This window comes from Cellulomonas sp. JH27-2 (assembly GCF_014837175.1).
Taxonomy (GTDB): Bacteria; Actinomycetota; Actinomycetes; order Actinomycetales; family Cellulomonadaceae; genus Cellulomonas.
In genome coordinates this window covers 181,082-200,474 of record NZ_JACYFR010000004.1, presented here as the reverse complement: position 1 = coordinate 200,474, position 19,393 = coordinate 181,082, and the positions used below count along the sequence as shown (strand labels likewise).

At 72.1% G+C, this 19,393-nt stretch carries 19 protein-coding genes; 11 read left to right on the top strand and 8 right to left on the bottom strand.

Translation table 11 applies throughout. From position 1 onward, the window contains the following. Positions 1–81 precede the first annotated feature (81 nt). Both IC607_RS13755 and IC607_RS13750 read right to left on the bottom strand, forming a co-directional pair. Positions 82–1,545 carry a dicarboxylate/amino acid:cation symporter gene (locus tag IC607_RS13755; RefSeq protein ID WP_191787968.1) on the bottom strand — a complete coding sequence of 488 codons (1,464 nt, stop codon included), beginning with the start codon at positions 1,543–1,545 and terminating at the stop codon, positions 82–84. A 407-nt stretch (positions 1,546–1,952) separates the two neighbouring features. Then, complete coding sequence (locus tag IC607_RS13750; RefSeq protein ID WP_191787967.1) at positions 1,953–2,231, bottom strand: GlsB/YeaQ/YmgE family stress response membrane protein; 279 nt, start codon at positions 2,229–2,231, stop codon at positions 1,953–1,955. Between the two features lie 92 nt (positions 2,232–2,323). Between IC607_RS13750 and IC607_RS13745 the strand changes: the two genes are divergently transcribed. Then, positions 2,324–2,989: a response regulator transcription factor gene (locus tag IC607_RS13745; protein ID WP_370526235.1), complete on the top strand. Its 666-nt coding sequence runs from the start codon at positions 2,324–2,326 to the stop codon at positions 2,987–2,989. A 36-nt stretch (positions 2,990–3,025) separates the two neighbouring features. Here IC607_RS13745 and IC607_RS13740 read toward each other — a convergent pair whose 3' ends face one another. Genes IC607_RS13740 through IC607_RS13730 form a run of 3 tightly spaced genes read right to left on the bottom strand, consistent with a single transcriptional unit; the run spans position 3,026 to position 5,691 of the window. After that, the gene (locus tag IC607_RS13740; RefSeq protein ID WP_370526234.1) at positions 3,026–3,769 is read right to left on the bottom strand and encodes an FAD:protein FMN transferase; all 744 of its coding nucleotides are present in this window, start codon (positions 3,767–3,769) and stop codon (positions 3,026–3,028) included. A gap of 3 nt (positions 3,770–3,772) precedes the next feature. Continuing rightward, positions 3,773–4,321, bottom strand: coding sequence for an FMN-binding protein (locus tag IC607_RS13735; RefSeq protein WP_191787966.1), 549 nt, complete (start codon positions 4,319–4,321; stop codon positions 3,773–3,775). Further along, entirely contained in the window at positions 4,321–5,691 is a 1,371-nt protein-coding gene (locus IC607_RS13730; RefSeq protein WP_191787965.1) for a ferredoxin reductase family protein, read from the bottom strand. The genes IC607_RS13735 and IC607_RS13730 overlap by 1 nt, the downstream gene beginning before the upstream one ends. Before the next feature lie 128 nt (positions 5,692–5,819). On the opposite strand from IC607_RS13730, the gene IC607_RS13725 reads away from it, so the two are divergent. The 4 genes from IC607_RS13725 (at position 5,820) to IC607_RS13710 (ending at position 10,219) form a co-directional block, all read left to right on the top strand. Then, positions 5,820–6,257 carry a hypothetical protein gene (locus IC607_RS13725; RefSeq protein WP_191787964.1) on the top strand — a complete coding sequence of 146 codons (438 nt, stop codon included), beginning with the start codon at positions 5,820–5,822 and terminating at the stop codon, positions 6,255–6,257. Positions 6,258–6,466: 209 nt separating this feature from the next. Next, positions 6,467–6,673: a BldC family transcriptional regulator gene (locus IC607_RS13720; protein ID WP_191787963.1), complete on the top strand. Its 207-nt coding sequence runs from the start codon at positions 6,467–6,469 to the stop codon at positions 6,671–6,673. Positions 6,674–6,722: 49 nt separating this feature from the next. Beyond that, positions 6,723–7,520, top strand: coding sequence for an FAD binding domain-containing protein (locus tag IC607_RS13715; protein ID WP_191787962.1), 798 nt, complete (start codon positions 6,723–6,725; stop codon positions 7,518–7,520). Then, on the top strand, positions 7,517–10,219 hold the full coding sequence (locus IC607_RS13710; RefSeq protein WP_191787961.1) for a molybdopterin cofactor-binding domain-containing protein: 2,703 nt from the start codon (positions 7,517–7,519) through the stop codon (positions 10,217–10,219). Before IC607_RS13715 ends, IC607_RS13710 begins: the two co-directional genes overlap by 4 nt. A gap of 13 nt (positions 10,220–10,232) precedes the next feature. Here the strand turns inward: IC607_RS13710 and IC607_RS13705 are convergent, their stop codons facing one another. Continuing rightward, a complete protein-coding gene (locus IC607_RS13705; protein ID WP_191787960.1) occupies positions 10,233–10,676 on the bottom strand; it encodes a hypothetical protein in 444 nt (147 codons plus the stop codon). 212 nt (positions 10,677–10,888) lie between these two features. Between IC607_RS13705 and IC607_RS13700 the strand changes: the two genes are divergently transcribed. Next, positions 10,889–11,533 (top strand): maleylpyruvate isomerase N-terminal domain-containing protein, encoded by a 645-nt coding sequence (locus IC607_RS13700; RefSeq protein ID WP_191787959.1) that lies wholly within the window; start codon positions 10,889–10,891, stop codon positions 11,531–11,533. A gap of 137 nt (positions 11,534–11,670) precedes the next feature. Here IC607_RS13700 and IC607_RS13695 read toward each other — a convergent pair whose 3' ends face one another. Beyond that, on the bottom strand, positions 11,671–12,678 hold the full coding sequence (locus IC607_RS13695; protein WP_191787958.1) for an XdhC/CoxI family protein: 1,008 nt from the start codon (positions 12,676–12,678) through the stop codon (positions 11,671–11,673). Between the two features lie 42 nt (positions 12,679–12,720). On the opposite strand from IC607_RS13695, the gene IC607_RS13690 reads away from it, so the two are divergent. Beyond that, positions 12,721–14,004 (top strand): amidohydrolase family protein, encoded by a 1,284-nt coding sequence (locus tag IC607_RS13690; protein WP_191787957.1) that lies wholly within the window; start codon positions 12,721–12,723, stop codon positions 14,002–14,004. 10 nt (positions 14,005–14,014) lie between these two features. On the opposite strand, the gene IC607_RS13685 is transcribed toward IC607_RS13690, so the two are convergent. Continuing rightward, on the bottom strand, positions 14,015–14,959 hold the full coding sequence (locus IC607_RS13685) for a PDR/VanB family oxidoreductase (protein WP_191787956.1): 945 nt from the start codon (positions 14,957–14,959) through the stop codon (positions 14,015–14,017). A gap of 204 nt (positions 14,960–15,163) precedes the next feature. Here IC607_RS13685 and IC607_RS13680 point away from each other — a divergent pair, with 204 nt between their 5' ends. From IC607_RS13680 to IC607_RS13665, 4 genes are all read left to right on the top strand, one after another. Beyond that, positions 15,164–16,408: an amidohydrolase family protein gene (locus tag IC607_RS13680; RefSeq protein ID WP_191787955.1), complete on the top strand. Its 1,245-nt coding sequence runs from the start codon at positions 15,164–15,166 to the stop codon at positions 16,406–16,408. 7 nt (positions 16,409–16,415) lie between these two features. Continuing rightward, a complete protein-coding gene (locus tag IC607_RS13675; protein WP_370526233.1) occupies positions 16,416–17,195 on the top strand; it encodes an ABC transporter ATP-binding protein in 780 nt (259 codons plus the stop codon). Further along, positions 17,195–18,040, top strand: a complete 846-nt coding sequence (locus tag IC607_RS13670) for an ABC transporter permease (protein WP_191787954.1) — start codon at positions 17,195–17,197, stop codon at positions 18,038–18,040. The genes IC607_RS13675 and IC607_RS13670 overlap by 1 nt, the downstream gene beginning before the upstream one ends. Before the next feature lie 107 nt (positions 18,041–18,147). Next, entirely contained in the window at positions 18,148–19,335 is a 1,188-nt protein-coding gene (locus tag IC607_RS13665; RefSeq protein WP_191787953.1) for an ABC transporter substrate-binding protein, read from the top strand. Positions 19,336–19,393 lie beyond the last annotated feature (58 nt).

The window sequence follows — 19,393 nt, the reverse complement described above, 5'->3', positions numbered from 1 at the left end:
ACCGATCGGTGGTCAGGACACGACGACGGCGCACCGAGCGAGGTGCTCGATGCGCCGTCGAGGGGTGTCGCGGGACGGATGTCAGCGCGCGGGCGTGAGCTCCCGGCCACGCGTCGCGTCGGACCCGCTCGTCGGGGTTCCCACCGCTGACGAGTCGTCCGAGCCTGACGCGTCGAGCGCCGCGTCCTCGTCGTCCGCGAACAGGTCCTCCGCCGACGCCGACGCGTACCGGTCGAGGTCCAGGATGCCTTCACGCTTGGCGACGATGGTCGGGACCAGCGCCTGCCCCGCGACGTTCACCGCCGTGCGGCCCATGTCGAGGATCGGGTCGATCGCCAGCAGCAGCCCGACGCCGGCCAGCGGCAGCCCGAGCGTCGAGAGCGTCAGCGTCAGCATGACGACCGCCCCCGTGAGCCCGGCCGTGGCGGCGGAACCGACCACCGAGACGAACGCGATGAGCAGGTAGTCGGTCAGCGAGAGGTGGATGCCGAAGATCTGGGCGACGAAGATCGCCGAGATGGCCGGGTAGATCGAGGCGCAGCCGTCCATCTTCGTCGTCGCCCCGAGCGGCACCGCGAACGACGCGTATGACGACGGGACGCCCAGGTTCCGCTCCGTCACGCGCTGCGTGACGGGCAGCGTCCCGACCGACGACCGCGACACGAACGCGAGCTGGATGGCCGGCCAGGCGCCGCGGAAGAAGTCGCGCACGCGCAGGCCGTTGCTGCGCAGCAGCACCGGGTAGACGACGAGCAGCACGATCAGCAGCCCGGCGTAGATCGCGACCGCGTACGTGGCCAGCGGTGCCAGCAGGTCCCACCCGTACGTCGCGACCGCCTTGCCGATCAGGCCCAGGGTGCCCAGCGGCGCCAGGCGGATGATCCACCACAGCACCTTCTGCACGATCGTCAGCGCGGACCGCGTGAACGTGAGGAACGGCTCGGCGGCCTTGCCCGTGCGCAGCGCCGCGATGCCGATGACGAGGGCGACCACCACGATCTGCAGCACGTTGAAGTTGATGCTGGTCGTGGCCTGCACGGATCCGTCCGCGACGCTCGCGTCGGTGCCGGCCTGCAGGCCCAGGACGTTGCCCGGGATCAAGCCGTTGAGGAAGTCGAGCCAGCTGCCGGTGTGATCGGGCGCGGTCGCACCCGCCGTGTCCAGCGTCGCGTGAGAGCCGGGCTTGAGGATGAGACCCAGCCCGATGCCGATCGTCACCGCGACCGCCGACGTGATGGCGAACCACAGCAGCGTCTGGCCGGCCAGGCGCGCCGCGTTGGTGACGTGCCGCAGGTTGGCGATCGAGGCGACGATCGCCAGGAACACCAGCGGCGGGACCACGGCCTTGAGCAACGTGACGAACGAGCTGCCGATGGTGTCGAGCGTGGTGGTGAGCCAGTTGGGGTCACCGGCAGCGGTCGGGCCGATCTGGCGGGCGACCCAGCCCAGCAGCACGCCGAGCGCGAGGCCGAGGATCACCTGGACGGTGAAGGAGGGCAGGCGCAGCCGGCGGCGGCGCACGGGCGTTTCAGTCGATGTAGACACAGGAGAGCCTTCCGTGAGCGCGCGTGCGCTCGCGTCGTGTGGGAAGAACCCGGCGCACCCGCTCAGGGCAGGGCCGGGAAGGGCGACGGAGGTCGCTGGCGGGGCTGCGGGTCAGATGCGCGCAGCGGGCCGACACCCGCGGGGAGCACGACAGAGCGCGCTGGCGACCAGGCTCAGGTCGACGGCGCGGCGCTCGGTCAGGTTCCACGTGATCACGTGGGTCAGCTCCCGGGGATCGGCTCCGGGCGCGTCGTGCGACGCGCCCAGGTGTACTCAACGGTAACCGAGCGATTTTCTTCCCGGCGAACCCCAGTGCCGCCGCGCGGCACGCCCGCGCACTGGGACGACGAAACCCGGTCGGGCGGCCGCGTGAGCCGCCCGACCGGGCATCGTGGGGTCCCGCTGCGTCAGCTGGTGATGGAGCGACGACCCGAGAACTTGATCCAGAGCAGCAGCACGATGATCGCGCCGATGATCGAGCCGATGATCCCGGCCGGCTGGAGGAAGCCGTCGCTGCCGTCCTTGTGGAACAGCACGTAACCGAGGAAGCCGCCGACGAACGAGCCGATGATCCCGATGAGGATGGTCATGGGGATCGACATGTCCTGCTTGCCGGGGACGATGAGGCGGGCCAGGGCGCCCGCGATGAGTCCGACGATGATGATCGTGATGATGAGCCCAAGCATGGTGGTGCCTTTCGTTCGGCGTGGTCGATGTTCCGACACAACCACCCCTGGGGTGGGTGCAGTACACCCCTAGGGGGGTTATCGTCGGCTGCGTGACCGAACGTAGTGCCCCCATCACCGTTGCGCTCGTCGACGACTACGACGTCGTGGTGATGGGCGTCGCGAAGATCATCGACGAGTACCGCGACCGCGTGGTGGTGGCCGAGATCGACACCAACGAGCCCGTCAGCGATCCGGTGGACATCGTCCTGTACGACTCCTTCGCGCAGCCGGAGTCCGACCAGCACGAGATCGGCGTGCTGGTGCGCAACCCGAACGCGCGCAAGGTCGTCGTGTTCACGTGGAACTTCCATCCCGACCTCGTCGCCAGCGCCCGCGAGCAGGGCGTCAGCGGCTACCTGTCCAAGTCGTTGCCCGCACGCGAGCTCGTCGCGGCGCTCGAGGCCGTCCACGCGGGCGAGTTCGTGCTCAGCGAGCCGCGCGGTCGGGTGCGCCCCGCCAACGGCCTGGACTGGCCCGGCCGGCACGAGGGCCTCAGCGACCGGGAGTCGGAGATCCTCGCGCTCATCACCCAGGGCATGAGCAACGCCGACGTCGCCATGCTCACGTTCCTGAGCCCCAACACCGTCAAGTCCTACATCCGGTCGGTCTACCGCAAGATCGGCGCCGAGAGCCGCACGCAGGCGGTGCTGTGGGGCGTCCAGCACGGATTCACGCCCGACCACCGCCGGATCGACCACTGGCGCGGCGGTCCGTGACCTGCGCAGGACGAGCTGCAGTCACACGGGCCGCGGTCAGACGAGCTGCGGCACGGCCGCGCCGCCGGCGTTGAGGATCCGGCCGTCCGGGCGGACCGCGACGACGGCCGCGGCACCGTGCTCGGCGGCCCAGGCGACGCCGTCGGGTCCCAGCGCCATCACGGTCGTCGCCATGATGTCCGCCCTGAGCAGGTCGTTCGCGACCACCGTCGCCGCCACGAGGCCGGCCGCTGCGCCTCCGGTCCGACCGTCCCAGATGTGGGCGCCGCGCTCGTAGGTTCCCGAGGTTGCGACCGCCCCGTCCCGCACCTCGAGCACCGCGAGCACGCGGGTGGGGTCGTCGGGGTGGCGCACCCCCACGTTCCAGGGACGGCCTGGCTCGGGCTCCCCCGCCAGCGCCACGTCACCGCCCGCGTTCAGGCAGAAGCGGTCGACGCCCGCACCCAGGAGCGTGTCGGCGGCCCGCTGCGCGGCCCAGCCCTTGACGACCCCGTCGGTGTCGAGGCCTCCGTCGGGCCGGCGGATGCTGAACGCTCCCCCGGACTCGTCGGCGGCACGCTCCGCGAGCGCCAGCACCTCACGCAGCTCGTCGGACACCACCAGCACCTCGCCGCGGGCGTAGCGGCTGACCTCGCTGGTCGGGTCGAACCGGCTGAACCGACGGTCCGCGGCGTGCAACGACGCGAACGCCATGGTCACCGCCTCGCGCACGGCCGCGTCGTCGCGGTCGGGCACGTCGACGGACATCGGGATACCCATCACGACTTGCTGGTGGCGCACGGCTCAGCCCCTCTGGTCGATCGCGGACTGGAGGGACTCGATGTAACCCTCCGAGGTATAGGTGGCGCCGGAGACCGTGTCGATACGTGCCGAGCCCGATTCGATCGCCTCCTGGGTGAGGATCGGGACGGCCTGCTGGGAGATCTGCACGTCACGCGGCTCGCGGTCGGGGATCTGCAGCGCTTGGACGTCCGTGATCTTCTCGCCCGCGAACGTCACCGAGACCTGCACGTTCCCGTAGCGGGTCTGGGCCACGGAGCCGACGATCGTGACGTCGTCGCTGGTCGACGAGCCTTCCGTGCTTGCCGATCCCGGGTCGGTGCCGTCGGAGGAGGAGCCTGGGCCGGTCTGGTCCGCACCTGACTCGGTCGAGCCCGCGTCCGTCGAGTCCGGGCCCGTCGTCGCACTCTCGTCGCTCGTCGCGCCGTCGGCCACCGGTGCGGCGGCGGAGTCGACCGCTCCTACTCCGTTGAACTTCGCGACCCCCGCCGCCGTCATCACAGCCACGGCGCCGACGTAGATGAGCGTGCCTCGCCAGGGTCGTGCGGCCATCAGGCCACCTCCTCTCGGTGGATCGCGCCGGCGGGCACGCCCAGGGCGCGCGCCGTCCGGACGACAGTCGTGATCATGGGGTCGGGACCGCAGACGAACACGTCCCGCTCGGCGACGTCGGGCACGGTCGCGGCCAGGTGCGCGGGGTCGAGCGGGTCGTACCCGAGCGTCGCTCGGCGACCGGGCACGGGGACGTACCGCAGGTGGGGGCTCGCCGTGAACTCCCCGGCCAGCGCGAGGCCCGCGGCGGCGTGCGCACGGTGCACGACGACGAGCTCGTGCCCCCGGGCGAGGAGGTCCTGCGCGAGCGCCCGCACCGGCCCGATCCCCGCCCCGCCAGCGACCAGAAGCACCTTGTGCGTCGTGGCACGGTCACCGGTGAACCGTCCGAACGGTCCCTCCACCTGCACGCGGGTCCCGGGCTGGATGGCGACGACAGCGGCGGAGTGGTCGCCGAGCGCACCGACGGTGAATCGCATGGTGTCGGCCGTCGGCACCATCGACAGCGAGTAGGGGTGGGCCGTCCCCAGGTGCCCGCGTGCGACGAACCGCACCAGGAAGTACTGCCCACCGCGGGCGCCGAGCCGCTCGAGACCGCTCCCGCGCAACCACACGCTGGCAAGCCCGTCGGCCTCCGGGACCACGGACGTGACGGTCAGGCGCAGCCGCCCGTGGTCGAGCAGAGGCAGCAGCACGCGCCAGACGAGGACGGCGCCGGCCGTCGCGCTGTAGAGAAGGATCCAGACGAACCGCGCGGCCGGCGACGCGACGAAGTGCGTCCCGCCCGCCACCTGGTGGAAGAACGCCAGGAAGATGCCGGCGTAGATGGTCAGGTGGAGTGCGAACCACCACTCGTAGGACAACCGGGCCCGCGCGAGCCGCGCGCTCGAGAGCCCGACGGCGAAGAACAGCACCGTCCCGATCAACGCCCACCACAGGTACGGCTGCGTGCGCAGGATGGCGGGCACCTCGGCCCACACGGTGATCCCGTCCAGCACGGAACCGCCCACGATCATGAGCAGCACATGCGTGCCCACCAGCAGCACCACCGTGGTGCCGAGCGAGCGGTGCCACGACACGAGCCGGTCGAACCCGACCGACGCCTCGAACCACGGCACCCGCGCGATGAGGAGCACCTGCGCACACACCAGGAACGACGCCAGCAGCCCGGCCAGCTCGCCCAGACTCATGATCGTGGCGCCCGGCACGCCCGTCGCCGTGGCGCCGGCCCACCAGAACGCGACCGTGGCGGCACTGCCCACGACCAGCGCGACCAGCACGGCGGAGACTCGCCGTCGAGGCGCGCGTGCACGCGGCTCGCCCGGGGCCGGCGTAGCGGCCGGCTCGGCGATGCGGGTCGTCGTGGTCATCTGGACAGACTGGCCACGACACCTCGGAACCCCCTCCGAGGCGCCTGTGACATCCCTGTGAGCAGCCCCCGGCAGGCCGCCGTTGCCGCAACGATGCATGCTGGAAGGAGGCGACCCGAGGAGCGAGCATGGCGTGGACCGGACTGGCGAAGGCGATCACATGGCCGGCGGCGAAGAAGTCCGCCATGGCCGTGGCGGCGTTCGTCGCGGCGAATCCCAAGCTCCAGACGACGGTCCAGGATCAGGTCAGCCGTGTGTCCAGGCGGATCAGCGAGGCGCAGAAGGCCCGGACACCCGAGGAGAAGGTGGACCGCGCCATGGCGTCGGTCCGCGAGCAGGCCGAGTTCGTGCTCGCGCACTCCCCCGCACCTGCGGAGGCGGACCGCGCTCGCGGGTGGATCGCCCGGGCGGACAAGGTGTCGCAGGCGCTGGCGCTCGTGCGGCACGTCGGCAAGAAGGAGCGCCAGGAACCGCTGGCCAAGGTCACGGCGAGCGCGGACGCGCTGGTCGCGGAAGTGCTCACCTCGCTCGTCGATGACGGGCAGCGGTCGATCGATCCCGCCTGAGCACCGTTCGCCCTGCTTCGGGCGACTGCGCCTGACGTCGTGGGCTACCTGCGGTGCATGGCGCGCCGATCGCAGGGGGCACCGGAACGTCACTCGTGCGTGTGAATCCAGATTCACCCTCCGGTCCCAACGGTTTGGGTGGGCAATCAGTTTCGCGGCGAACTACGGTCGACTCACGAGAAGGGTCGAGAGACGAGCTGAGGGGCGCCATGACTGCTGACGACACCGATCGCGACGAGCTCCTCACCCCGGCCGAGGTCGCGGACCTCTTCGGGGTCGGACCGAAGACAGTCACACGATGGGCTCGTGCGGGTCGACTCACCAGCCTGCGGACCCTCGGTGGGCACCGCCGCTACCGCCGGTCCGAGGTCGACGCCCTCCTGCACGTCCCTACCCAGTGGAGCCGGGCCGATTGACCTGTCGCCGTAACGCGCCCGACACGCACGTGAGGTTCACTCACGACCGATGGACCTCACCGCGCTGAACCGCATCCGCGTCGCCCGCTCGTGCGCCGACCTCGGGCTGAGCGCCACGAGTGCGCCCCTGGCCGGGGGGACGTGGCTGTTCTCGGAACCCCAACCCGAGCTGCGCGAACTGGTGGACCTGACGTCGATGGGATGGGCGCCGGTCGAGGTTCACGACGACGTCCTGACGATCGCCGCGACCTGCACCATCCGGGAGCTCGTCGAGCTGGCACCGATCACCGGGTGGGCGAGCCAGCACCTGGTGCAGCGCTGCGCGCGGAGCCTGGTCGCGTCGGAGAAGATCTGGGACTGGGCGACCGTCGGCGGCAACATCGCACTGGCTCTCCCGGCGGGCGCGATGACGAGCCTCGCGGTGGCGCTGGACGCGACGGCGGTCGTGTGGACGCCGGACGGCGGCGAGCGGCGCCAGGCCGTGAAGGACCTGGTCACGGGCGTGCGCACCACGACGCTGGGGCCCGACGAGGTGCTGCGCAGCATCGAGATCGACCGCGCCACGCTCGCCCAGCCGGCCGCGTTCGGACGGGTCGCGCTCACCAAGGAGGGGCGCTCCGGCGTGATCGTCGTCGGCCGCCGCACGCCCGACGCCCTGGTCCTGACGGTGACCGCGGGTGTCACGCGCCCGCACCGCCTGGGGCTCACCGCGGACCCGAACCCCGACGACGTCGCCCGGGCCGTTGCGGCCATCGACGACTGGTACGACGACCCGCACGGCGCACCCGACTGGCGCGCGGCCATGGCGGGACGCCTGGCGGAGCGGATCAGGCAGGAGCTGGCATGAGGTTCGAGGTCAACGGTGAGCCGCTCGACACCGAGCCTGCGCCCGGGCAGGTGCTCCGCACGCTGCTGCGCGAGCACGGCCACACCGAGGTCAAGAAGGGGTGTGACGCGGGCGACTGCGGGGCGTGCACGGTGCTGCTCGACGGCCGCCCGACGCACTCGTGCCTGGTGCCGGCCTACCGCGCGGAGGGCCGCAGCGTCACGACCGTGCGGGGCGACGACGAGCGGATCGCGCGCGTGCAGAAGGCGTTCGTCGACGCCGCCGCGTTCCAGTGCGGGTTCTGCACGGCGGGCTTCGTGACGACGGTCGCGGGCAACGACATCCAGGCCGACGACGACACCGCGCGACGACTCAAGGGAAACCTGTGCCGCTGCACCGGCTACCGGTCCATCTGTGACGCGGTCGCCGGACGCACCAACATCGCGCCGCCGAAGGAGGGCCAGGACGCCGGCCGACCGCTGCGCGCACCCGCGGCCGAGCGGATCGTCACCGGCCACGAGTCGTTCACGCTCGACGTGCCTGCCAGCCAGCTCGCCCACGTCGCCGTGCTGGGCAGCCCGCACCCGCATGCGCGCATCGTGCGGATCGACGCGAAGGCAGCGCGCGAGCAGGGCGGAGTCCTCGCGGTCCTCACCCACGAGGACTCCCCCGCCACGCTCTTCTCGACCGCCCGGCACGAGAGCCGGCTCGACGACCCCGACGACACCCGCGTCCTGGACCCGGTGCTGCGGTTCCGCGGCCAGCGCGTCGCCGTCGTCGTCGCCGAGACGCTGCGCGACGCCGAGCGCGCCCGTGCGCTGATCGAGGTGGAGTACGAGGTCCTGCCCGCGGTATTCGACCCGGAGGACGCCCGACGGGCCGGCTCCCCGCTGGTCCACGGCGACAAGGGCCCGGAGGCACGGATCTCGGAGGCCGGGCGCAACGTCGTCGCGCAGATGCACGACGAGATGGGCGACGTCACGGCCGCGCTGGCCGCTGCCGCACACCGAGCGGGCGGCACGTACCGCACCAGCCGCGTGGCGCACGCGAGCCTCGAGACCCATGCGACCAGAGGCTGGCTCGACGACGACGGCCGCCTGGTCCTGCGCACCAGCACGCAGGTCCCGTACCTGGTCAGGGACGAGATCGCACACATCTTCGCCCTGGACCCGAAGCAGGTCCGGGTCCTGACCGGGCGCGTGGGCGGCGGGTTCGGCGGCAAGCAGGAGCTGCTCACCGAGGACGTCGTCGCGCTCGCCGTCCTGACCACCGGGCGGGCCGTGCAGTACGAGATGACGCGCACCGACGAGTTCACGATCGTCCCCACGCGCCACCCCGTGCGGGTGGAGGTCGAGCTGGGGGCCGACGACGACGGCGTGCTGACCGCGATGCGCATCGACGTCCTGAACAACACGGGCGCGTACGGCAACCACGGCCCGGGCGTCATGTTCCACGGGGTCAGCGAGTCGATGGCCGTCTATCGCTGCGCCAACAAGCGCGTCGACGCCGAGTCCGTCTACACGCACACCCTGCCGTCCGGGGCCTTCCGCGGGTACGGGCTGGGGCAGGTCATCTTCGCGATCGAGTCCGCGATGGACGACTTGGCGCGCGAGGTCGGCATCGACCCCTTCGAGCTGCGGCGCCGCAACGTCGTCGTGCCCGGCGACCGCCTGCTGGTGACGGACCCCGACGAGGTCGGCGACCTGGACATCAACTCCTACGGGCTGGACCAGTGCCTGGACCTGGCGCAGCGGGCGCTGGCGGACACGTCCGACGAGGCGCCGCCGGGAGCCAGGATCGGCGAGGGGATGGCCGTCGCGATGATCGCGACGATCGCGCCGCGCGGCCACTACGCCGAGGCGTCGGTGCGCCTGCTCGACGACGGCCGCTACGAGGCGAACGTCGGGACCACCGAGTTCGGAAACGGCACGACGACGGTCCACGGCCAGCTGGTCGCCACCGCGCTCGGTACCACCGCAGACCGGGTCGTGATCCGTCAGTCCGACACCGACGTGACCGGCTACGACACGGGCGCGTTCGGGTCGGCCGGCGTCGTCGTCGCGGGCCTGGCCCTGCACCGGGCGGCCCTGCAGCTGCGGGGCAAGATCCTGGCCGCGGCCGCCGCCCTGCACCAGCACCCCAGCGACGAGCCCCGCACCTGGGACGGGATCTCCCTGTCGTCGACCGGCGCGGGCGACATCCCGCTCACCGCGATCGCAGCGGCCGCCGGCAGTCTCGTCGGGCACGGCAACCACGACGGCACCCCGCGCTCGGTCGCGTTCAACGTGCACGCCTTCCGCGTCGCGGTGCACCCCGGGACCGGGGAGGTGACGATCCTGCGCAGCGTCCAGGCCGTCGACGCCGGCGTCGTCCTCAACCCCGAGCAGCTGCGCGGCCAGGTGGAGGGCGGCACCGGCCAGGCCATCGGCACCGCTCTGTTCGAGGAGGTTCGCCTGGACGACGAGGGCCGCGTGCTCAACCCGTCGTTCCGCGGCTACCACGTGCCGCAGATGGCCGACCTGCCACGCACCGAGGTCTACTTCGCCGCCACGTCGGACGACCTGGGCCCGCTGGGCGCGAAGTCGATGAGCGAGGCGCCCTACAACCCGGTCGCCCCCGCCCTGGCCAACGCGGTCCGCGACGCCCTGGGCGTCCGCCCCACCGAGCTCCCCATGACCGCCGACCGCCTCTGGCGCCTGGCGCGGAGCGTCGGGACGTGACGAGGAGCGCCGCTCACGCGCGCCCCTGGAGGGATGCGAGCACGTTGGAGGCGCTGACCAGCTCGTTCGCTGCCTCGACGTAGGCCTTCGCCTCGTCGAACGTGATGCGTTGCTGCCCGTGCGCGACGACGTTGCGCAGCTCGACGAGGGACTTCACCGACTCGACGTAGCCCGCACTCACGACTCCCGCCTTGTGCAGGGCGAGCACGATCCTCGCGGTGGACGTGCCCGGTGGCGGCTGCCGGATGTTCGATGCCGCGGCCAGAGACCGCACCGCCACGGCGACCCGCGCATAGGCGGCGACGACGGCGTACGAAGGGTCCTCGTCGCGCGGCACCCGGGCCGGCTCGGGCTCGACATCGGGAAGGTCGACGCCGTCGGAGCGCTGAGCCCCCTCCAGCACGGCAGCCGCGCTCTGCCGCGCCTCGTCCGCTCGCTCCTCGAAGTCCAGCTCCACCCCGTACCCCTTGGCAGAGCGCAGCTGCTCGAGAGCCCGACCGAGGGGCCCCGCAGCACGATCACAGCAACGATCACGACCGCCGGCCAAGCCAGGCTCCCGACGATGCTCGCGACGAACGCCTGCGTCCCGCCCACTGTGACAACTGTTCCACGCGCCTGGCGCCCTGACCATGGGCCGCGGGACGCCGTCCGCAGCTATCGTCGGCGCGTATGAGGGCTCTGCACTTCCCGCACGCAGACGCTGCCGTCACGTTCGCGCGTCAGACCGAGGCGTTCGTCGGCGCAGCCGCAGCGCTCGACGAACTCGCGCTGCTCGGGCCGTCGCGGTGCTACGGGTGGAGCGTGCTGGACCTGGTGGTGCACGTCCGGCTGGGCCTGCAGGAGATGGTCGTCGGGACCATCACCTCCGGCGACGGGCCGGCTGACCACGACGCCGCGTCGTACTGGACGACGCGTCCCGACGACCGAGACGTCGACGCCGTCCCGCACATCCTCTGGCTGCGCCGCACCGCGAGCGCCTACGGGCGCCCGTCGGCCGCGCTGACGCACCTGCGCGACGCCGCGGCCGGCGCGGTCGCCGCGGTGCGAGCGATGTCCGACGGCGTCGTCGGGTTCCAAGGGCAGCGCATGCGCTCGGGCGACTTCGTCGCGACGTGGGTCGTCGAGCTGGCCGTCCACCAGCTCGACCTGGGCGGCGACACCGACGTGCCCGGCGCCGCATGGGCCCGGGCCACGATCGAGGCCCTGGCTGACGCCGACCTGCCGACCGACCTCGACGACCGCTCGGCAGTCCTCGCCGGGCTCGGGCGCAGCGACACTCAGCGGCTCGCGGCACCCTTCCCGATCAGCCTGTAGCCGACACGAGGACCATCTCCGGCAGCTCGGGGAAGGTCTGGACTCGGTGGGTCGCCTGCGAGAGGTCGTGCGACGACGACGCAGTCGATCCCTACGCAGGCTCTCGTGGCGGCTGTCGTGGTCAGGCGCCGACGGAGTCAGCGTGGCAGATGCATTCCCGTTCTGTGGATCGGTCCCCCCGTCGCCGTCAGCGCCAGCCCGCTCGCACCCGAGCGGACGGCCAGCACCTCAGCGAGCACGGAGATCGCCGTCTCGGCCGGGGTGGACGCACCGATGTCCAGACCGATGGGGCCGTGCAGGCGGGCCAGCTCGTCGTCGGTGGCGCCTCGTTCGATGAGCTCCGCGACGCGGCCGGCCTGCGTGCGCCGCGAGCCCATCGCGCCCACGTAGCCGGCGCCGGAGCGCAGGGCGGCGAGCACCAGGTCGGCGTCGAAGCGGTCGTCGTGGGCCATGACGGCGACCGCGTCACGCGCGGTCAGGGTCTGCGCGGCGAGGTGCCGGACGGGCCAGTCGACGACGACCTCCGCGGCCGCCGGGTGGCGACGGGGCGTGGCGAGGACCGGGCGCGCGTCGCAGACGGTCACGCGGTAGCCGACCGGTGTGGCCGCCGCGGCGAGCGCGGCGGAGAACTCCAAGCCGCCGTAGACGAGCAGGCGGGGCGGCGCGTCGCTGACCTCGACGAAGATCTCGACGGGCCCGGACGACGACGCGGCGCGGACCAGCCCGGAGCGCACGACAGCCGGTGCGAACACGTCGGGCAGCGGCCCGTCGAGCGGCGTCGCGACGCGTGCGGGGGCGCCCGCGGCGGCCGCGCGCAGCGCCGGGACGTCGGACGACGACAGCATCCGCGCGTGCACCCGCAGCACTCCCCCGCACGTCAGCCCGACGGCGAACGCGTCCTCGTCGGTCACGCCGTACTCCTCCAGACGCGCCGGTCCCCCGGACAGCACGGACCGGCACAGCTCGTAGACGGCTCCCTCGACGCAGCCGCCGGCGATGCTGCCCACCGCGGCGCCGGTGTCGTCGACAGCCATCGACGTGCCCACGACCGTGGGCCCGCTGCCGTTCATCGACACGACCGTCGCCACGGCGACGGACCGCCCCTCACCCATCAGCGCCAGCAGACGCGCAGCGATCTCCAGCACTCAGGTCACCTCCCCGACACATCGCGGTGCTACCCATGGCCCATGCTGACTCTCACCGGTGCCCTGGCCGTGCTCGTCGACGAGGCGACGGAGCGGACGGGCGACGTGCACGTGGTGGACGGTCGCATCGCCGAGGCCACCAGTGCCGGGGACGTCCTCGACGTGTCCGGCTGCGTCGTCACGCCCGGCCTGGTCAACGCCCACCACCATCTGCTGCAGACGGCGTTCCGCACGCTGCCCGGGACGCGCGGCGTCCCCATGGCCACGTGGCTGCCGACGATGGCCGCGGCCTACACCGCCGCGGGCGTGGACGGGGAGCTCAGCCACGTCGCTGCGAAGGCCGGGCTCGCCGAGGCGCTGCTGTGCGGGGTCACCACCGTCGCGGACCACCACCTGACGTGGACGGGCGGCGACGGCGTGGACATCGCACGCGGCACCGCGAGCGCAGCCCGCGAGCTCGGTGCCCGGCTCGTCTTCGTCCGAGGCAGCGCACGCGACGACGCCGAGCAGGCGGCCGAGTCCGCGGAAGCGATCGTCCGCGACCTCGTCGGCGGGGTGCGCGGCGGCGTGAGCGCCGACGGCATGCTGCAGGTGGCCGTCGGCCCGGCAGGCGTGCACAGCGACGCACCCGAGACGTTCGCGCTGCTGGGCGACGTGGCGGCGCGCTACGGACTGCGCCGGCGCACCCAGGCCAACGAGCAGGTGGACGTCGCGGTCGCGCTCGAGCGCTACGGCCGCCGGCCGCTGGACCTGCTCGACGAGTGGGGTTGGTTGGCGCCGGACGTCACGCTCGCGCACCTGTGCGACATCACGCCCGACGAGCTGACGCTGCTGGCCGCCCGCGGCGTGACCGCGACCCACGCGCCGGGCTGCGACCTGCCGATGGGCTGGGGCGTCGCGCCGGTCGCGGCGCTGCGGGACGCCGGCGTCGCGGTCGGGCTCGGCACCAGCGGCGGCGGCAGCAACGACGCCGGGCACCTGCTGGCCGACGCCCGGCTGGCGATGCAGGTCGCGCCGCTCGTCGGACGTCCACTCGCCGCGCGCGAGGCCCTGACCATGGCGACGGCCGGGTCCGCGGCCGGGCTGGGCCGCGACGACCTCGGTCGCCTGCGGCCCGGGGCGGCCGCCGACCTGTGCGTCTGGGACGTCTCGGGTGTCGCGGACGCGGGCGTCGACGACCCCGTTGCGGGTCTGCTGTGGGCGTCGCCCGGCCGGCGGCCGCGGCACGTCGTGGTCGGCGGCCGTGTCGTCGTACGTGACTACGTGCTGCAGACGGCCGACGAGCGCGAGGTGGTGGACGCGCTGCACCGCCGCGTCGGGCACTGAGGGGCGCACGTCACACCTCCAGCACCAGCGACGGGCCGGCGGCGCGCGAGACGCAGATCATCATCGTCGTCCCGCTGCCGCCGGGGCCGATGACCGAGTCCCGGTGCTCGACGGTCCCCTCCAGCACGGGCGTCTCGCACGACCCGCACGTCCCGACGCGGCACGACGAGACGACGACGGCGCCGCTGTCCTCCACAGCGGACAAGATCGACTGGCCGGGCTGCACGGTCAGCGTCGTGCCCGACAACGCGAGCTCGACCTCGAACGGGTCGGACCACAGCGGCGGGCCGAACTCGCGGGCCTCGAAACGCTCGGCGTGCGCGGTCCAGCCGGGCTCGGAACCGACGGCCTCGTCGACCGCGTCGATGAGCCGACGCGGTCCGCAGCAGAACACCTGGCCTGCGGCGCCGTCCACGAGGCCGCCGACGGCGAGGCGCTCCCCCTCGTCGGCCGCATAGACGCGCACGCGCGACGGGTGCTCGGCGACGAGCTCGTCGACGAACGCCATCGTCGAGCGCGACCGCCCCGCGAAGTGCAGCGTCCAGTCCGCTCCCGCGGCCTCCGCGGCGCCGATCATCGACAGCATGGGCGTGATGCCGATGCCGCCCGCGACGAGCACCACGCGGTCCGTGGCGTCGAACGCGAAGTGGTTGCGCGGCCCACGCAGCCTCAGCGTGTCCCCGACGGCCAGGGCGTGCGCCGCCGCGGAACCGCCTCTGCCGTCGGTCTCGAGCAGCACCGCGACGCGATAGAGCATCCGGTCGGCCGGGTCCCCGCACAGGGAGTACTGCCGCTCCAGGCCGCCGCCCAGGAGCAGGTCGATGTGCGAGCCCGGCGTCCACGGCGGCAGCGGCCGGCCGTTGGTGGGCGCAAGGTCCAGGGCGACGACGCCGTCGGCGAGCTGTGTCCTGGCCTGCACCACGACCGGTCGCTGGATATCGCTGAAAACGCTCATCGACTGCCTCCTCACATACCGGACAACAGGGCCACGCACGCGGCGAAAGGCCTCCCGACGTCACGGTACGAGGCTCGTGTTAACAGGGATCGCGTCCTCGTCACACATCTGGACTTCTGCGGTTACACGGCGGAAACCGCCGGTGCTTAGCGTTCCCATCGCCGGCAGAAATCGCCGGCGACCCGCTCCGGAAAGGGGGCCCGCATGACCACGCTCCCCCGCCGGATCGAGCGCCTCACGAACGCCCGCCTGGCCGACGGCCGGGTCGTCGACGTGGAGCTCGACGGGCCCGTCGTCGCCGAGGTCCTCGAGGCCGGTTCGTTGGGCTCGGGCGATCCCGACGCGACGCTCGAGCTCGACGGCTTCCTGCTGCTCACGGCCCCCGCGGAGCCGCACGCCCACCTGGACAAGGCGCTCTCCTGGGACGCGATCCGCCCACCCATGGGCGACCTGCGCACGGCGATCGACGCGTGGCACGCCCACTCGGCGCAGATGACCGTGCAGGACATCGCGACCCGCGCCCGCACGCAGGCGCTCGCCATGCTGGCCAACGGCACCACCGCCATCCGCACCCACGTGGACCTGCTCCACGGTGACGACCCGCTGCGCGGCGTCCGGGCGCTGATCGAGGTCCGCGACGACCTGCGCGACGTGATGGACATCGAGCTCGTCACGCTGGGCGGGTACCTCACGCCGACGGAGGACATGGACGACGCGCTGGCGGCGGGCGTGGACCTCGTCGGCGGGTGCCCGCACCTGGCGCCCGAGCCGCTGGCCGAGCTGGACCGGCTGCTGGAGGTCGCACGGCGGCACGGCGTCGGCATGGACGTGCACACCGACGAGAGCCTGGACTGCGAGGTCACGCTCGACGTGCTGGCCCGCGCGGTCACCGGTTGGGACGTGCCCGTCAGCGCCGGCCACTGCGTCCGGCTCGGCACGCTGGACGCCGACCGACGCGACCAGGTGATCGCTGACGTGCTGGCCGCCGACCTCCGCGTCATCGCCAACCCCATCACCAACCTGTACCTGCAGGGCTGGGACGACGGCGTGTCGACGCCGCGCGGGCTGACAGCGGTCCGGGCGCTGCTCGACGCGGGCGTCCGGTTCGCCGCCGGCGCCGACAACGTGCGCGACCCCTTCAACCCGCTGGGCCGCAGCGACGCGCTGGAGACGGCGATGCTCCTGGTCGTCGCCGCGCACCTGACGGTCGACGAGGCGTACGCCGCCGTCAGCACCGGCGCACGCGACGTCATGAACCTGCCGGCCGCCGGCGTCGTGACCGGTCAGCAGGCCGAACTCCTCGCGGTGCGCGGCGACGACCTCGTCGGCGCCGTCGCGAGCGCGAGCGCCGACCGCTACGTGCTGCACGCCGGACGGCTCGTCGCGAGCAGCGAGGTCCACTCCCGGGTCGCCATCCCCGCGACCCGCCCCCAGAACGCCCCGAAGTGAGGTGACCGTGTCCGTAGAAACCCCCGTCGCACCGGACCAGCTGGTGCGTGACAAAGCCACGCTGCTCGGGTTCCACGACGTCGCGATGACGTTCCCCAACGGGACGGTGGCGCTGAGCGGCGTGAACCTGACGGTCGGGCGAGGAGAGTTCGTCTCGGTCGTCGGCCCGTCCGGCTGCGGCAAGTCGACGCTGCTGCGCATCGCCTCCGGGCTGGAGAGCGCGTCCGACGGGACGCTCGAGCTCAACACCGACCACATCGGCTACGTCTTCCAGGACGCGACGCTGCTGCCGTGGCGCGACGTCCAGGGCAACGTGGAGCTGCTCGCCGAGCTGGCCGGCCGCGGCCCCAAGATCCGCCGGGAGCAGGCGGCCAAGGCCATCAAGCTCGTGGGCCTGGAGGGCTTCGAGAAGCACCTGCCCAAGCAGCTCTCGGGCGGCATGCGGATGCGCGCCTCCCTGGCCCGCTCGTTCACGCTCGACCCCGAGGTGTTCCTGTTCGACGAGCCCTTCGGTGCGCTCGACGAGATCACGCGCAGCCGCCTGAACGACGAGCTGCTGCGGCTGTTCGCCGAGCAGCACTTCGCCGGCCTGTTCATCACGCACTCCGTCGCGGAGGCCGTGTACCTGTCGACGAAGGTCGTCGTGATGTCGGGCCGCCCCGGCAAGCTCGTCGGGACGTTCGACATCCCCTTCCCCATGCCGCGCGACCCGGACATCCGGTACTCGCCCGAGTTCGCCGCGCTCGTCGGCGAGGTCTCGCACGCCCTGAAGGAGGCGCACAGCTGATGGCAACCTCCACGATCGAGAGCGTGACGGCCCCGGCCCGTCGCACGGTGGCCCCGAAGACCCCGCGTCGCAAGAAGTCCGCGATCCGCTGGGTCGGCCCCATCGCCGTGTTCTTCGTCATGATCGGGCTCTGGTACGGGCTCTCGGCGATCTACGCGGCCAAGGACCAGGGCTACTTCGTGCCCTACCCGCACCAGGTGCTGCAGGCGCTGACGGACCCGGACACCTTCTCCGACCTGATGGACGCGCTGCTGCACAGCACCGAGGTCGCGATGACCGGCCTCGTCATCGCCATCGTCCTCGGCATGCTGTGGGCGATCGTGATGTCCCAGGCGTCCTGGCTGGAGCGGTCGCTCTTCCCCTACGCGGTGGTGCTGCAGTGCATCCCGATCCTGGCCCTCGTGCCGCTCATCGGGATCCTGTTCGGCTACAACTTCCAGGCTCGCGTGATCGTCACGATCCTCATCTCGCTCTTCCCCATGGTCTCGATGACCTTGTTCGGTCTGCAGTCCGTGGCCAAGCAGCAGCGCGAGCTCTTCCAGCTGCAGGGCGCCTCGCGGCTGACGCTGCTGCGCAAGCTGCAGTTCCCGGCGGCCATGCCGTCGATCTTCGTCGGGTTGCGCACCTCGGCCGGGCTGGCCGTCGTCGGCGCGATCGTCGGCGACCAGTTCTTCCAGCGCGGCAACGCGGGGCTCGGCGTCCTCATCCAGGTGTACGCCTCCCGCCTGATGGGCCCCCAGCTCTACTCCGCGATCATCGTCGCCTCCCTGCTCGGCGTGCTCGTCTTCGTCGTCTTCGGCTGGCTCGGACGCCTCGTCGTCGGGCGCTGGTACGACTTCAGCTGACCCGGCCCGTCCCCACAGACCCGGTGGCCGCCCACCCCCGCACCGCCACCGTTGCACCACCCATCCCTCACCACCTGTGTTTCCCGACCCTGAAAGAGGGCCCACACATGCGCAGAACCCGTTCGGTCGCCGCGGTCGCCGCTGGCATCCTGCTCACCTCGGCCACCCTGGCCGCCTGCTCCAGCGACTCCGACGACGACGCGGCGGCGCCGTCCGGTGCGGCGACCTCGGCCGCGGCCGGTGGCGTCGACCTGTCCGACGTCTGCCCCGCGACCGTCGTCGTGCAGACCGACTGGAACCCCGAGGCCGACCACGGCCACATCTACGAGCTCGTCGGCCCCGGGTACAAGGTCGACGCCAACCAGAAGTCGGTGACGGGTGACCTCGTCGCGGGCGGCAAGCCCACGGGCGTCAAGATCGAGGTCCGCGCCGGCGGCCCGGCCATCGGCTTCACGCAGCCCTCGGCGCAGATGTACCAGGACAAGTCGATCACCATGGCGTACGTCTCCACCGACGAGGCCGTGCAGCTGTCCGACAAGTTCCCGACGACCGCGGTGTTCGCCGAGAACGACAAGTCGCCCATGATGGTCATGTGGGACCCGGCCAAGTACCCGGACGTCACCGACATCAAGAGCCTGGGCACCGCCCTGAAGGGCACCGGCGGCGTGATCCGCTACTTCAACGGCGCCACCTACATGAGCTACCTCATCGGATCGGGCGTCCTGGACAAGTCCGTGACGGACGGCAGCTACGACGGCACGCCCGCGAACTTCGTCGCCGCCAAGGGCAAGGACGCGCAGCAGGGCTTCGCGACCGCCGAGCCGTACATCTACGAGAAGGAGGTCGGCGCGTGGGGCAAGCCGGTCAAGTTCCAGACGATCTACGACGCCGGCTTCCAGTTCTACCCGGAGGCCATGTCGGTGCGCACGGGTGACCTGGACTCGATGGCTCCCTGCCTCAAGAAGCTGGTCCCCGTCATGCAGCAGGCCGACGTGGACTACATCGACGACCCCGCCACGACCAACGCCCTGATCCTCGACCTGGTCAAGCAGTACAACAACGGCTGGGTCTACTCGCAGGGCGTCGCGGACTACGCGGTGCAGCAGATGAAGGACCTGGACATCGCCACCAACGGCGACAACGCGTACGTGGGTGACTTCGACGAGGCCCGCGTGCAGAAGCTCATCGACATCTCCTCGCCGATCTTCACCGACGCAGGCTCGCCGCCGAAGGCCGGCCTGAAGGCGACCGACCTGTTCACCAACGAGTTCCTGGACCAGTCGATCGGCTTCTGACCCTGGTGTGACCGGGCGGCGGGCCCCTGGCCCGCCGCCCGGTGCACCACCTGCGAGA

Coding starts and splice junctions, on each gene's coding strand:
- IC607_RS13700 (WP_191787959.1), top strand. CDS start 10,889: ATGAGGGCTCTGCACTTCCCGCACGCAGACGCTGCCGTCACGTTCGCG.
- IC607_RS13685 (WP_191787956.1), bottom strand. CDS start 14,959: ATGAGCGTTTTCAGCGATATCCAGCGACCGGTCGTGGTGCAGGCCAGG.
- IC607_RS13690 (WP_191787957.1), top strand. CDS start 12,721: ATGCTGACTCTCACCGGTGCCCTGGCCGTGCTCGTCGACGAGGCGACG.
- IC607_RS13665 (WP_191787953.1), top strand. CDS start 18,148: ATGCGCAGAACCCGTTCGGTCGCCGCGGTCGCCGCTGGCATCCTGCTC.
- IC607_RS13730 (WP_191787965.1), bottom strand. CDS start 5,691: ATGACCACGACGACCCGCATCGCCGAGCCGGCCGCTACGCCGGCCCCG.
- IC607_RS13715 (WP_191787962.1), top strand. CDS start 6,723: ATGGACCTCACCGCGCTGAACCGCATCCGCGTCGCCCGCTCGTGCGCC.
- IC607_RS13720 (WP_191787963.1), top strand. CDS start 6,467: ATGACTGCTGACGACACCGATCGCGACGAGCTCCTCACCCCGGCCGAG.
- IC607_RS13670 (WP_191787954.1), top strand. CDS start 17,195: ATGGCAACCTCCACGATCGAGAGCGTGACGGCCCCGGCCCGTCGCACG.
- IC607_RS13725 (WP_191787964.1), top strand. CDS start 5,820: ATGGCGTGGACCGGACTGGCGAAGGCGATCACATGGCCGGCGGCGAAG.
- IC607_RS13710 (WP_191787961.1), top strand. CDS start 7,517: ATGAGGTTCGAGGTCAACGGTGAGCCGCTCGACACCGAGCCTGCGCCC.
- IC607_RS13735 (WP_191787966.1), bottom strand. CDS start 4,321: ATGGCCGCACGACCCTGGCGAGGCACGCTCATCTACGTCGGCGCCGTG.
- IC607_RS13750 (WP_191787967.1), bottom strand. CDS start 2,231: ATGCTTGGGCTCATCATCACGATCATCATCGTCGGACTCATCGCGGGC.
- IC607_RS13680 (WP_191787955.1), top strand. CDS start 15,164: ATGACCACGCTCCCCCGCCGGATCGAGCGCCTCACGAACGCCCGCCTG.